The organism is Alteromonas macleodii ATCC 27126 (genome assembly GCF_000172635.2).
In the GTDB taxonomy this organism is placed as follows: Bacteria; Pseudomonadota; Gammaproteobacteria; order Enterobacterales; family Alteromonadaceae; genus Alteromonas; species Alteromonas macleodii.
On record NC_018632.1, the window covers coordinates 3237275 to 3250799 of the forward strand.

The following is a 13525-nucleotide window of genomic DNA, read 5'->3' on the forward strand; positions in this document are numbered from 1 at the left end:
AAATTTTGAGAGACAGGTTTATTAACTTCTTATTTAGCTTTTTAAATTCAGTAATTTACCCAGCGGCTTAGCCAAACTTTCAGGCGGTTCGGTAAAGTAAGCGGGGCCCGTTTCAGTCATATACAAACAGTCTTCTAAGCGCACACCAAATTCACCCGGAATATAGATACCTGGCTCATTAGAAAAGCACATGCCTTTTCTAAGTGGCGTATTTTCACCACGCACAAAGTTAACACTCTCGTGTCCTTCCATGCCGATACCGTGACCTGTTCTGTGACTTAGCCCAGGCAATGCATAGTCTTTGCTGTACCCTTTGCTGGCGTAGAATTGGCGCACTGCATCATCCACTGTTCCTGCTGGTTCACCAATTTTAGCTGCGGCAAATGCTACGTTCTGCCCTTCCCTTACTGTGTGCCACACGTCCTGAACTTTCTGAGACGCCTTGCCAAATACCAAAGTACGACTTATGTCGCTTTGGTAACCGTGCACACTGCAACCGCTGTCTAGCAAGATCACCGAACCTTCTTTGATAGTTTGTGCTGCATTTGTGCCATGAGGATAAGCACTTGCATCGTTAAACAGCGCCAAACACCATGTACCGCTGCCGCCTAAGTGCTGCTGTGCGGTGTTCATCAAACTTTTTACATCCTGCTGACTCATGCCAAGCTTTAGGTTACTAAAAACAAACTCGTAAGCACGTAGAGTAACTTCATTGGCCTTATGCATAAGTGCCAGTTCACTCGCAGTTTTATACATGCGACAACCCAGTGTAATTGGCTCGGCGGGAACGATATTAATGTTTGGCAGCGCTCGGCTGACTCCAGTAACTACAAAGTAGCGTACGCTGCTTTCAAAGCCGATATTGCCGCTTGTTATACCGCGCGATTTTAAAATATTGGCTACGACATCAAACGGGCTTTCATGCTCTTGCCACACTCTTACATCATCGCCTATAGCTAACGACTCAAGCACACTTGGCTTTTCGAAAAATGGCGTTACCACCGCCATGTCACCTTTTTGAGGGATAACCAGCGCGGTCAAGCGCTCGCTACGCCACCATTTAATCCCTGAAAAATAATCCATTGCAGCGCCAGGCTCGACCAGAATCGCCGCAATGTCTTGGGCTTTCATAAGCGACTGCGCTTTTTCAATACGCGCTTTGCGCTCTTCTACGGTAATCGGCTTCGCATTTGCGGTGATATCACTTAGCCCGCTAAAACCGTTAGTGTCTGTTGCATTGGTTTGATTAATTGCAGCCATAGAAGCCACAGGAGCAAGCGCAAAGCTAGCGCCCGCTAATTTCAAGAAATGTCGCTTATCCATGTTCCCTTCCTGTCGTTTTAATTAAGGTCATTTGACACTTTTTTTGTTTTATGAAAATAACATTGAATTGATTTTGTACTAAAAATTTCAGTGTTTAATATTGTCAGTACTTTATGCCCACATAACAAAGATTGCGGCAAGCCCAATAAGAAGTAAGCCAGCAATTTCGCGTTTTGTGACTGCATTTTTTAGCCAGTAATGTGAAAGTACCAAGGTAAGCAACACCTCTAACTGCCCAAGCGTTTTTACCAGCGCCACATGTTGTAATGCCATGGCCGTGAACCAACAAATTGAGCCCAAACAGCTTACCGTGCTAATCGCTAGCACCTGCTTTTTAGCGTTGGTTAGCTGTCTGAACACGAAGGGTTTAGTTAGCGCAATATAACCACTTAAACTTATCGTTTGTACACATAGCACCCATAACAACACCCAAGCAGCAGCCACTGTATGCTGAACATTTAGCATATGGCTAGCCTCGCGCACCAACAGTGATGTAAGCGCAAAACAGGTACCGCAGGCAAGACCTATAACCATGGTTTTCACACTAATGCCATGGAGCCGATTGCCGCTGCTTAACACAAATACTGCTATTGCGCCTATTACTATGCCCGCCCACCCAAGGGGCGTTAAATAACTTCCGAAAAAGAGCATGCCTACAACGCCGGCCACCAAGGCCTCACTCTTAGCAAGGCCTGCGCCAATGGCAAAATTCTTCTGCTTGAACAAAATCACCATTAAAGAAGTGGCCGCTATTTGAAGTAGCGAAGCACACAGTACCACTGCAATAAAAGAGCCTGAGAACTCAGGCACTTGACTGGCGCTTCCGCTGTAGAGAATGAGTAAATAAACAAGCGCTATTGGGGGAGCCAAGATAAAGCGAGAGAGCGTTACCCCAGAGGTGTTAACTGCGCCGCTCAATTTGCTCTGCAGCGCATTGCGCACGGTTTGCAAAATAACCGCGCCCAATGTGAATAAAATCCAACTCATTAGCGTCGCTCTACCTTGTTATATCGCTACCTATAGTTAAGCGCGAATTACTTTGCCTTTTTCACTTCCATTGCCTGTGTGCGCTTGTCTTTAAAATCAGAGTCGCGTTTCCAGTATGGCCACACGTCGCCTTGGGCGTAATAGTTCAGCATAGAGCCGATAAGTGAGAGGTCTTGTTGCACGCCACCTAATGTCCAGCTTGGAAGGTAGTCATCATCTGCTTTATGGTAGCGTTTGGCGATAAAGCTAGGGTCGGTATCGCCTAAGCTCATGAACAAAATTGAAGGTACGCCCTGCTTAGCAAGCGCGAAGTGATCTGAGCGGAAGAACAGTCCATTTTGAGGTCTCGGATCCATTTTAACCGTTCGTCCTTGTAATGCGGCAGCTGTCGCTAAATCGTCTTCAATAGATAAATAACTTTCGCCGTACTGCAAAATGTAATCAACATCATCGTTTACATTCATGCCGTCGATATTTAAAAAAGCCACCATGTTCGATGTTGGTACCGGCGGGTTATTTGCAAAATAATCGGCACCGAGTAGCCCTGTTTCCTCGGCGGTAAAAGCACTAAACATTAGTGTACGTGCAAAGCCCTCTTCGCGTTTTGAAAGCGCATCTGCCAATGTAATTACACCTGCTACGCCTGACGCATTGTCTACCGCACCATTGTAAATAGTGGTTTGGCCGTTCTTCTCAACTTTGCCTAGGTGGTCCCAGTGAGCGTGAAGCATTACCCATTCTTCTGGCTTATCTGTACCTTCTAAAATGCCTGCAACATTTTGCGACTCGGCACGCTCAATAGTATTGGTGAAACCCAATGATGCTTTTGTGTTTAGCGCGATGGGCATAAACCCTGGCTTTGAAGCTTTGTCTTTAAGCTCGCCATAGTCCATACCCACTTTTTCAAATAGCTGTCTTGCGGCATTTAAATGAAGCCAACCCATTACGCCGACTTGTGAAGCATTGTTGTCGTCGTCGACTAAACTGAATTTGGTATTGGAATTTGAGTTTTCGACTACGCCCCACCCGTAACCCGCAGGCATGGTTTCATGAATAATGAAAACCGCTTCTGCCCCCTGCCTGGCTGCTTCTTCGTACTTATATGTCCAACGACCGTAATAGGTCATTGCGTTGCCCTGAAAAAGCTCTGGATCTTTAGAAGCGAAACCCGGGTCGTTTACCAGCATTACAACGGTTTTTCCTTTTACATCAAGGTCTGCGTAATCATTCCAATTGTACTCTGGGGCATTAATGCCATAACCCACAAAAATTACATCACTATTGGTAAGTGAGTAGTCATTAACAATGCGCTGAGTACGGGCGGTAAACTCGCTGCCTGCGCTAAAATCAAGCCCGCCTATTTTTAACGATGAAATGTTCTTAGGCGTTATTTTAGCTAAAGGCACAGCTTGGGTGTAGCTATCGCCAAAGGCTGGCTTCAACCCTAGCTTTTTGTATTGGGTTACCAAGTAATCGACTGTTTTCTCTTCCCCTTTCGATAAAGGCCCTCGCCCTTCAAACTCATCGCTTGCCAGTGTTTTAACGTGCTGACGATAAACGTCCAAATCGATGGAGGCATTACTCAGCGTCATCATTTTGCTGTTTGTTGTCGCCGACGATTCAACCGAGGCTAAATTAGAAGCAGGTACTTCGGCATTCGCCGAACCAGTCATTAAAGTAGAAGTAAGTACGGAAGCAGCGCAGACAAAGGAAAAGGCGCGATAAGGTTTGCAAAGATAAGTAAACATAAGCCATTGGTACAAATAAAAAAGGATACCGAAGAGTATCCTGTACCGCTGACTATCTCAACGCCGAAACGACTAAACCACAAGAATGGGGTCAGAGTACATTTCTTTGCTTTTAGAGCGAGATAGATAATTAGAGAGCTTTGCCGCCTGTTTTCTATGATGTGTGAAAAAGTACACTTCCAAGCTTCAATAATGGGGTCAGAGTACATTTATTCGGTTTTGTAATAGGGAAAGCCAATAATGTACTCTGACCCCACTATTCGAGTGGTGGCGAAAAAAGTACTCTGACCCCATTATTTAAATGTACTCTGACCCCATTTTTTTTGGATTTATAGGCCCATGGCGTGGCTGACGAAGGCGGTTTTAATGGTGCTGAGTTTGTCTGTGGCTGAAAGACCAATTCCTCTGACCAACTTTTTGAGTGGGTCGTCGCCGTCGAATAAGAATTTAAAGCCGTCCATTGCGGCAATCATTTTCGTGGCTTCTGTTTTACGGCTTCGTTCGTAGCTGCGTAAGTGCTTGTACAAACCTATGTCTTTACCCGACGCCTTTAAGCTGTTTAGGGTTTCAGCCAATGCGAGCGCATCTTGCATTCCCAAGTTAGCGCCCTGCCCTGCAAGCGGGTGAATGGTATGCGCTGCATCGCCTACCAGCACCACACCGTCTTTCGCCCACTGGCGTGCATAACGCATGGTCAACGGGAAAGCGGCGCGCTTGGTTTCAAGCGAAATAGTGCCTAGAACGCTATTACTAGCCGCAGTTAACGCATTGCAGAACGCAGCGTCATCCAATGCCATTAATAAGTTCGCTTGCTCTGGCGTTTGCGACCATACAATAGAACATACATTTGGCTCAGACATAGGCAGTAGCGCGAGCGGTCCCGTGGGTGTGAACGCTTGTCTCGCCACATTATTATGCGGCTCTACCGTTTTGATATTAGCGACAATCGCCGTATGCTCGTAGTCTTTAAATGTAATTGGCAAGCCAGCCTGCTTTCTCACAAACGAATTTGCGCCATCGGCGCCTACTAACAACCTGCAGCTTAGCACGTCATCATTATCAAGCATCAGCATGGTTTGGTTTGGGCCAGCTAATACTCTATCAATACCCGCAGTGATCAACTCCACATTAGGCTGCGCTTCCACAGATTTAGACAGTGCATTGACTAAAGCCTGATTCTCTACAATCACGCCAAGCGCATCACTGCCCATTTCATCGCATGAAAAGTGAATGTCGCCAAAACTGTCTTTGTCCCATACATGCATGTCGGTGTAAGGGTTGGCGCGGTCTTGCTGCAAATGCGACCACACATCAAACTGTTGAAGCGCTTTAATATTAGCCTGGTTTATGGCACTCACTCTCGCCGTTGGCTTCTCGTCCAGAGTCTGATAACACGCCGCTTTATCGACTATTGCTATGCTCAATTCACTGTGTTTAAGCGCCGCTGCAAGGGTTAGCCCTACAATTCCGCCGCCCACTATCGCTATATCAACATGCTGCATTGTTATCTCTTTTTCTTAGTGGTGTTTCGCCATAGCCCGTCGTGTGTTTAACAAACGCTTTTTTCGCTTGGGGCATCATGCTTAATGCCAATAACGACACATTACGCCCAATTACCGTTGGATAATACTGGTTTGAAAAGGTGCGAACTAGCGTATCGGTCAGGGCTATCGTGTTGTCCCTGTCATTCTTACGCGAATTGGCGTAATGCTGAGTAATACTAAAAGCACCTGCATCGAAATTAGCGGATGCGATTGTATTGTTTTTCTCTTCGCATGAATTATGCTCGCCGTGCTTTTCCGCTGACGCTTGCAGCACAGACACTAAAGTACTTAAGTCGCGTAAGCCTAGATTGAAGCCTTGCCCTGCAATAGGATGTAGCGCCTGTGCCGCATTGCCTACCACCACGGTGCGATGACTAGCAACTTGCTGCGCCTTAGTAAGCGCTAACGGGTAACTTGCCAACTCACTGACTCTCAGTACTTTGCCCTGTCGATAGCCAAATGCTTCCTGTAGGGCCTTGATAAATGCGCGTTGATTTAATGCCATTAACGACTTTGCGGCGTCAGTATCTACAGTCCATACAACTGAAAAGCCGTTTCCACTAGCCTTGATATCATCGATTTCACTGTCGAAAGGCAGGAACGCTAACGGGCCATTTTGGGTGAAACGCTCGTAAGCTCTGTTTTCATGAGGGAGCTGAGTGTGAACGTTAAAGACAATGGCCGTTTGATGATAATCATTGACTGTTTTTGAAATGCCAACCTGGTCAGCTAATCCTGAGCGACCGCCATCGGCCAGTACCAGCAACTTTGTGGTAAGCGATTGCCCATTATCTAGCTGCACCTCTACAAAATTGCACTGCTGTTTTACGTTTGTTACCTTGGCAGGTGCGATATATTGGTAGCTTGAGGCTGCACCTGCCGCCAATCGCGTTAGTGCGCTTAAGCTCACCACCTGGCCGAACGCGTCAATGTGGTAGTCACTGCTTTGAAGGTTTAAAAGCCCCAAGTGCCCTTTGTCGCTAACCTCAATGTACTTAATTTGAGGAGGTAACTCACCGTTATGCTGCTTAGCTACATCGTCAAGGTTTAGCCCCATGTGAGACAGTTCTTCAACAGTACGTCTTGCCAAGGCAATCACTCGGGTGTCGGTAAAAGGGTTGAAGTCGACTAAACTTTTACTGGTTTGCTCTGGGTCAGCCGCATCAATTAGGGTGACAGATAAGCCAGAGCTGTTTGCAGGAAATACTTTCTCTGCGAGTGCTTTGGCTAATACAGTACCGACAATACCACCACCAATAATTACTACATCAACCGCTGCTGCCGATTCCACTGTTTTTATATTCCTGTCGTCCAGAGGCTCTAATTATTAAAAGCGTTAATTCTGAGATTTTTTTCTTTATATTAAAGGCTAGTTTTTAGCGTAATTTAAACCGGTAACTTAAACCAAAATTCCGTATTTCACACTTATCGCAGTTTTTCAAACCTTGGTAAACCTAGCAAATTTTGACAACTAGTCTCTGCTTTCAGCCATAAGTGCTTCAATCTCATCAATGCCTTTTGGCACGTCTGCGGTAAGAATATCGACACCCGTCGCAGTAATCACCACATCATCTTCAATTCTTACACCAATGCCTTTGTATTTTTCCTGCACGTTGCTGTCTTGGCTAATGTAAATGCCGGGCTCAACAGTGATCACCATGCCAGGCTTTAACGGACGGTCTTCACCGTCAATTTTGTAGTTGCCTACATCATGCACATCTAGACCTAAATAGTGCCCTAAACCATGCATGTAAAACTGACGCCACGTTTCATTTTCCAGGTTTTCTGCCACACTACCTTCAAGAACGCCAAGGTCAACTAAACCTTGAGTAATAATTTCTACGCTATGTAACATGGCTTCAGAAAGCGTAACGCCGGGCGCTAACATGTCTAGCACGCTTTTTTGCGCTTTTAATACAACGGTGTAAATTTCGCGCTGAGCATGCGTGAACTTTCCATTTGCAGGAAACGTTCGCGTGATATCCGCAGCATAACCTTGATATTCAGCACCTGCATCGATCAAGATCAAGTCACCGTCATTTACCTGCGCGTTATTTTGCGTGTAATGCAAAATACACGCATTGTCGCCGCTTCCAACAATAGTGCTATAAGCAGGTGAACGGGCTCCCGCCATCGCAAATTCATGGTGAATTTCAGCTTCTAGCTGGTACTCGTAACAACCAGGCGCGGCGAACTGCATAGCTCGCTTGTGCGCACGTGCGCTTATCTCACCCGCCGCTTTCATCATGGCCACTTCACATGCTGACTTGAATAAACGCATTTCGTGTAAAATAGGCTGTAAGTCGTGAATCGCCCTTGGCGCCAGTGATTCTTTAGGCGCATCGCGCAAGGTGTTTAGCGCTTCAGAAAATAATAGGTCATTGTCTTTCTTGTGACCCAACGAAAAGTACACATTGTCTTGACCTTGAATTGACGCTAACAGCGCTTCTTCAAGTTCTTGCAACTCAAACGCTTCATCTAGACTAAATCGAGCAAGTGCAGCTTCAGCCCCTAAACGTTTGCCGTGCCAAATTTCTGCACTTTTGTCTTTCTCTTGTACCACCATTGCACGATAACTTTCACCGTAACGAGGGTGGTTAGACAATATCAACCAAGCATTAGGCTCTTCAAATCCTGTCAGATACCAAAAGTCGCTATCTTGCCTGAATGTATATTCGGTATCGCGACTTCGGGTTACCATACCTGCTGCAGGCACAATACACACACTATTCGGCTCGCACTGTGCAAGCAGTCGGTCCTGCCTGGCGATAAACTCTTGCGCACTAATCATAAAAGAGAAAACCCTAAAAAATCTCGTTAAAACGGATGGCGACTTACGGCCACTTTTAATATCTTCAGTTAATTACTAGTGTACGGATGGCGTGTCTTGTTGATCATCTAGAAGTGATTGGCCCAGTTCGCTGAAGCACAAAATTGCTGAAATTTTCACGTATTCTTCAACCTCTAACAGCGCCTTTTCAGACTCTTCGTCCGCGTCCATTGGCTCTTCCATACGTGAAATATCTGAAAAGTCTTCAAGTGCTTCTTTTACATCGTCAGAACATTGCATAAGGTCTTGCTGGTGTAGACCAAACCCAAGCATGAAACCTTGCACCCAGTTTATTAGCGCAGCCCCGCGATCGTTGATAGGCGCTTGATCATCAGGAAGTAACAAATTGAGCGCGAACTCAGGCTCAAGAAGCTGCTGACAGGTTTGATTGAAAAGGCTATTTAAAAGGTGCTGGGTAGGGTCGCTAAACGCATCGCCCTGATTAATGGTTTCACTTAACGCTTCTAGCCATTTTTGGTCGGTAAGCGACATGCCTCCGCAAAGCATACCGCACAGGATGCCATGCACTTCTGCAGCATCAACAATTACGCCTTGCTGAGACAATTTATTACTTACGCTATCGTAATCGAGCTGTTTTTCCACGAATTGTTCTCTTTTGTTTTGAATAGTTTGAGATACAGGCGCCACTTTTATTTAGCGATTAATTACCGTCTATTTTGGCGGCGACTTACGTCAATGTCATCTCTTGATGGAGTTAATACTAGCAAAAATCAATGTGTAACGCCTCCTTTTGCCCTGCCACTGCTCTAACTTTGAACAAACAGCAAAAGTACCTTCAGGGTCTAATAACACTGTGTCGTACACACTTTACACAACGGTACTTAAACGTTGTTTACTCACTGTTCAAACGATATTTAATTTGCGGCTATTTAGCTAAATTCGTTGCCGGACGGCTAGCAACATCGTCAGAATTCATCTAAGATCGCTGGTGTTGGATACGGAATTCCTTTAGCAACAGCGTGACAACGTTCATTAGCCTTTAATGCCTGAATAGCTGATTGGTTATTATTGAGCTTCTCTTATATGCGTGTATAATTGCTGACCAATTGGTCAAGAAAAGTAATATTTTTTTACCGCTTTTATAATCACCACGCAAAATAGTTATAAAGCGCTTTAGGTGATCCTCTTCACTGGATCTCGCGTTTGTTATACCCTGTTGCGTTAATACAACAACAATGTTTCCTGGGATGTTTGCTAGTTCATTCATGTCCCTGGCCGATGCTTTAAACCAAGGAAGTTGAAACAGCTGCTATTGTGCAAGCTCGACGCGTATCGAGAAGCCTACGGCAATTGTGATACTTCCGCCCTGAACTTTTCGGTTCACGGGCGAAACATGGACAGCGGCATTCTGGGAAGCGCCCTCTTTCGACGGAAGAAGAAATGGCAATAATAAATTTTGGCTCTATAAATATTGACCACGTTTATCAGGTAGATCACTTTGTACAACCTGGTGAGACGTTGGCCTCTACCCATTATCAAACCTTATTAGGTGGTAAGGGTGCAAACCAGTCTATTGCTTTAGCGCAAGCAGGTGCAGACGTAAGACACGTCGGCAGCATTCACGAAAACGACGCCTCATTTAAACAAGCTCTTATTAAGAAGGGTGTTGATTGTCGTGGCGTAAAGTGCTCAGAAGTTCCTTCAGGTCACGCGATTATCCAAGTCACGCCTAGCGGTGAAAACGCCATTGTATTATTTGGTGGTGCTAACCAAACCATTACCGCAAAAACCGTAATGCAAGCGTTAGACGATACGCGTCCTTCAGATTGGGTACTAACCCAAAATGAAACAAGCAGCATTGAAGAAGTACTTCGCCAAGCGAAAGAAAAGCAGCTTAAAGTAGCCTTTAACCCAGCGCCTATGAGCGAGTCGGTTAAACAGCTTCCGTTAGACTGTGTAGATTTACTTATTGTAAATGAAACCGAAGCTGCTGCGATCACCGGTAAAGAAGAACTTGAAGATATTGTGACAGTGTTCAAAGAGCAGTGGTCACACAGCGAAGTTATTATTACACTGGGTAAAGCGGGTGTAATGATGCTGCGCAAAAACGATGTTGTAGAAGTAAAAGCATTCTCTGTAGACGCGGTAGATACCACCGCAGCCGGTGACACCTTTATCGGTTATTTCCTGTCTGCATACAGCAACCACACCGATGCTAAACAAGCATTGCGTCGCGGGTGTGCAGCTTCAGCCATTGCGGTAACACGCGAGGGCGCAGCGCAGAGTATTCCAACACAAAAAGAAGTGGATCGTTTCTTAGCGAAACACGCCAACTAGCAAGACGCACTGAGATAAATTGATGGCACATAAGATCATATTAGATACGGATCCGGGGATTGATGATGCAATGGCGATCTTTTTCGCCTTTCAGTCCCCAGACATTGAAGTACTTGGCTTAACGACCGTTTACGGTAACGTTCCAGTAACAATGGCAGCGCAAAACGCACTGACACTTTGTGAAATTGCAGGTAAAGATATCCCTGTAACTAAAGGTGTTGGCATGCCATGGGTTGGCCCAGAGTCAACGTACGCACACTTCGTACACGGTGAGTACGGCTTTGGTCATATTAAACCTGAAGCGCCTAAAACCGAGCTTGACCCACGCAGCTCTGCGCAGTTTATCGTTGATATGGCACGTAAGTACCCTGGCGAAGTTACCATTGTTGCTATTGGCCCACTAGGTAACTTGGCCCTTGCGCTTCGTCTTGAGCCAGAACTTCCTAAGTTGGTAAAAGGCGTTAGCATTATGGGTGGTGCAGCGTTTGTACCAGGTAATGTTACGCCGGTAGCTGAAGCGAACATTTGGAACGATGCACATGCAGCAGAAATCGTTTTCGCAGCAGACTGGGAACTCACCATGTTTGGTTTGGACGTAACAAACTTCACGCCGTTCTCGCCAGCCTTTGTTGAAAAGCTTGAAGAGAAAAACAATACCCTTGGTGGTTTTGTGAAAGAAAGTGCCCAGTTCTACATGGATTTCTACTCGCAAAACCGTGAAGATCGCGTGTGTTTCTTCCACGATGCATTCCCGATTGCCCACCTTCGCCACCCTGAGCTATTTGAACTGACTGAAGGTCACGTTCGCGTTGGAACAGGGACACTAGATAGAGGGCAAACTGTAGTTGCGCCTAAAGGTACAACACCGAGTCCACTATGGAATGAAGCAAATACCATAAAGGTAGCGACCAAAGTTGACCACAAAAAGCTGGAACAACTATTCATAGACACCTACGCTCTATGATATGTTTAAGGGATTGTTAATACACAATCCCTTTTTTATTTACAGCTAGGTTTAAACTCAACGGTTATGAAAGCGGCGCCCCTACCTCAAAATGAAGATGAACGTCTTGCCGAACTGCTCAGCTACGACGTACTCGATACTGAAGCTGAACAACTCTTTGATGACCTTACAGCCCTGGCCTCTCAAATTTGTGAAACCCCTATTGCGCTTATCAGCCTCATTGATCCAAACCGCCAATGGTTTAAATCAAGAGTAGGTTTAGACGCAGAAGAAACATCACGAGACATCGCGTTTTGCTCACATGCTATTTTGCAAAGCGATGTGTTTGAAATACCTAACGCTACGTTAGACCCCCGGTTTCACGATAACCCGCTGGTGACTGGCGCGCCTGATATTCGGTTTTACGCCGGCGCACCACTGATTACCCCGTCTGGCCATGCAATTGGCACGCTGTGCGCCATTGATAGCAAACCACGCAAGCTAACCGAAACACAAAAATCCTCGCTCCAAACCTTAAGTAAATCGGTAGTAGCACATTTAGAGTTAAAGCGGAAAAACCGAGAGCTTGAGCGCACCAGTCAATTCAAGTCTGACTTTCTTTCTTACGTAAGCCACGAAATTAGAACACCGCTTAATGCCATAAATACGTTTAGTCAGTTGCTTGAAGGCGAAGCCCAAAAGTTAAATTTACCCTCGTCATTTACCACCCCGCTTTCTCATGTAAGCCAAAGCGGTGAAAGGCTTTTAGAAATAGTAAATTCTGTTTTAGATATAAAGCAGATAGAAGCGGGGAAAATGCGTGTGATGCCACGCGCGGTGAATACCAAAGACTTTTTCACCCACTTATTTTCGCTTACTAAGATCCGCGCTGAAGACAGCGGTATCGTATTTAGCACCAGTATTGATGACGCTGTGCCCGACTCGTTGTTTTTCGATGACACCAAATTTGGTCAAGTTGCGCTTAACTTGCTGTCGAATGCGATTAAGTTCACTAATCACGGTAAGTCAGTAAAAGCGCAGGTAAAATATAAAAACGGCAAGGTAATATTTAATGTCATTGATCAAGGCATTGGTATGAGCGATGACGATCAAAAGCGGCTTTTTACACCTTTCGAGCGAATGGAAAACGCCCGTCAGATAAGTGGAACCGGCTTAGGCTTGAACATATCGAAGCGCCTTGTCGAGCTCATGGACGGGTCTATTAAAGTTAGTAGTAAGTTGAATCACGGTACCCGAATAAGTGTGACCTTACCTGCCGACGCCCTAAGCGCCAACCAGTTCGTTGAGGCACAACCGCGTAGCTTTGTTGCCCAAGTAAACATAGATAACTCAGTAAATGTATTGGTAGTTGAAGACCACTATATAAACCAAGTGGTTATTCAAACTTTGTTTGAAAAACTGGGCGTGTCACTTTCTGTGGTAAGCACTGGCGAGGAAGGCGTTGAATACGCCAAATCTAATCCCGTCGACTTAGTTCTTATGGATCTTAATTTGCCAGGTATTCAAGGCGATGAAGCAACAGTAAAAATAAAGGGGTTTAAGCCAAACTTGCCTATTGTTGCATTGACGGCCGATGTCATTACCCAGCCTGAATATTTGCGAGAACAAGGTCTTGATGACGTACTCACTAAACCGATAGATAGTAGTGAATTGGTGCGTGTGCTCAATCAATATTTAGGGCATCCAGACCAATGATTCTATTTGTTTTATTTAAGTAGCTTTATCTAAATAGTTTTGTCTAAGTAGTTTTACCAAAGTGATTTTACCTGAGTCATCTTTACCTAGCCCAACAAACCTTTTTTAACAGCCGTGGTAGTATAAGCTAACTCAA

Annotated in this window: 10 protein-coding genes and 1 other RNA gene; 4 read left to right on the top strand and 7 right to left on the bottom strand. The window is 45.4% G+C overall.

Going from position 1 to position 13525, the window contains the following annotated elements; translation table 11 throughout:
- Window positions 1-33: 33 nt before the first annotated feature.
- The 7 genes from MASE_RS13855 to MASE_RS13885 all read right to left on the bottom strand — a co-directional run bounded on the left by MASE_RS13855 (window position 34) and on the right by MASE_RS13885 (window position 9035).
- A complete protein-coding gene (locus MASE_RS13855; protein ID WP_014950372.1) occupies window positions 34-1323 on the bottom strand; it encodes a M24 family metallopeptidase in 1290 nt (429 codons plus the stop codon).
- A 111-nt stretch (window positions 1324-1434) separates the two neighbouring features.
- Window positions 1435-2310 (bottom strand): DMT family transporter, encoded by an 876-nt coding sequence (locus tag MASE_RS13860; RefSeq protein WP_014950373.1) that lies wholly within the window; start codon window positions 2308-2310, stop codon window positions 1435-1437.
- 47 nt (window positions 2311-2357) lie between these two features.
- Window positions 2358-3902, bottom strand: a complete 1545-nt coding sequence (locus MASE_RS13865) for a M28 family metallopeptidase (protein WP_014950374.1) — start codon at window positions 3900-3902, stop codon at window positions 2358-2360.
- Window positions 3903-4387: 485 nt separating this feature from the next.
- Window positions 4388-5560, bottom strand: a complete 1173-nt coding sequence (locus MASE_RS13870) for an FAD-dependent 2-octaprenylphenol hydroxylase (RefSeq protein ID WP_014950375.1) — start codon at window positions 5558-5560, stop codon at window positions 4388-4390.
- Window positions 5547-6893, bottom strand: a complete 1347-nt coding sequence (locus MASE_RS13875) for an FAD-dependent monooxygenase (RefSeq protein WP_014950376.1) — start codon at window positions 6891-6893, stop codon at window positions 5547-5549. Before MASE_RS13875 ends, MASE_RS13870 begins: the two co-directional genes overlap by 14 nt.
- Window positions 6894-7073: 180 nt before the next feature.
- Entirely contained in the window at window positions 7074-8393 is a 1320-nt protein-coding gene (gene pepP, locus MASE_RS13880) for a Xaa-Pro aminopeptidase (protein ID WP_014950377.1), read from the bottom strand.
- Window positions 8394-8468: 75 nt separating this feature from the next.
- Window positions 8469-9035, bottom strand: a complete 567-nt coding sequence (locus MASE_RS13885) for a UPF0149 family protein (protein WP_039228193.1) — start codon at window positions 9033-9035, stop codon at window positions 8469-8471.
- A gap of 594 nt (window positions 9036-9629) precedes the next feature.
- On the opposite strand from MASE_RS13885, the gene ssrS reads away from it, so the two are divergent.
- The 4 genes from ssrS to MASE_RS20440 all read left to right on the top strand — a co-directional run bounded on the left by ssrS (window position 9630) and on the right by MASE_RS20440 (window position 13389).
- Window positions 9630-9812: non-coding RNA, 6S RNA (gene ssrS, locus MASE_RS19945), on the top strand.
- Between the two features lie 21 nt (window positions 9813-9833).
- Window positions 9834-10730, top strand: a complete 897-nt coding sequence (locus tag MASE_RS13895) for a ribokinase (protein WP_014950380.1) — start codon at window positions 9834-9836, stop codon at window positions 10728-10730.
- Between the two features lie 22 nt (window positions 10731-10752).
- On the top strand, window positions 10753-11694 hold the full coding sequence (locus MASE_RS13900; protein ID WP_014950381.1) for a nucleoside hydrolase: 942 nt from the start codon (window positions 10753-10755) through the stop codon (window positions 11692-11694).
- A gap of 66 nt (window positions 11695-11760) precedes the next feature.
- Window positions 11761-13389, top strand: a complete 1629-nt coding sequence (locus MASE_RS20440) for a hybrid sensor histidine kinase/response regulator (protein WP_014950382.1) — start codon at window positions 11761-11763, stop codon at window positions 13387-13389.
- Window positions 13390-13525 lie beyond the last annotated feature (136 nt).

Bases quoted from the DNA above. Each gene is read 5' to 3' on its own strand.
- MASE_RS13855 (WP_014950372.1), bottom strand. From the start codon at position 1,323: ATGGATAAGCGACATTTCTTGAAATTAGCGGGCGCTAGCTTTGCGCTT.
- MASE_RS13860 (WP_014950373.1), bottom strand. From the start codon at position 2,310: ATGAGTTGGATTTTATTCACATTGGGCGCGGTTATTTTGCAAACCGTG.
- MASE_RS13865 (WP_014950374.1), bottom strand. From the start codon at position 3,902: ATGACGCTGAGTAATGCCTCCATCGATTTGGACGTTTATCGTCAGCAC.
- MASE_RS13870 (WP_014950375.1), bottom strand. From the start codon at position 5,560: ATGCAGCATGTTGATATAGCGATAGTGGGCGGCGGAATTGTAGGGCTA.
- pepP (WP_014950377.1), bottom strand. From the start codon at position 8,393: ATGATTAGTGCGCAAGAGTTTATCGCCAGGCAGGACCGACTGCTTGCA.
- MASE_RS13895 (WP_014950380.1), top strand. From the start codon at position 9,834: ATGGCAATAATAAATTTTGGCTCTATAAATATTGACCACGTTTATCAG.
- MASE_RS13900 (WP_014950381.1), top strand. From the start codon at position 10,753: ATGGCACATAAGATCATATTAGATACGGATCCGGGGATTGATGATGCA.
- MASE_RS20440 (WP_014950382.1), top strand. From the start codon at position 11,761: ATGAAAGCGGCGCCCCTACCTCAAAATGAAGATGAACGTCTTGCCGAA.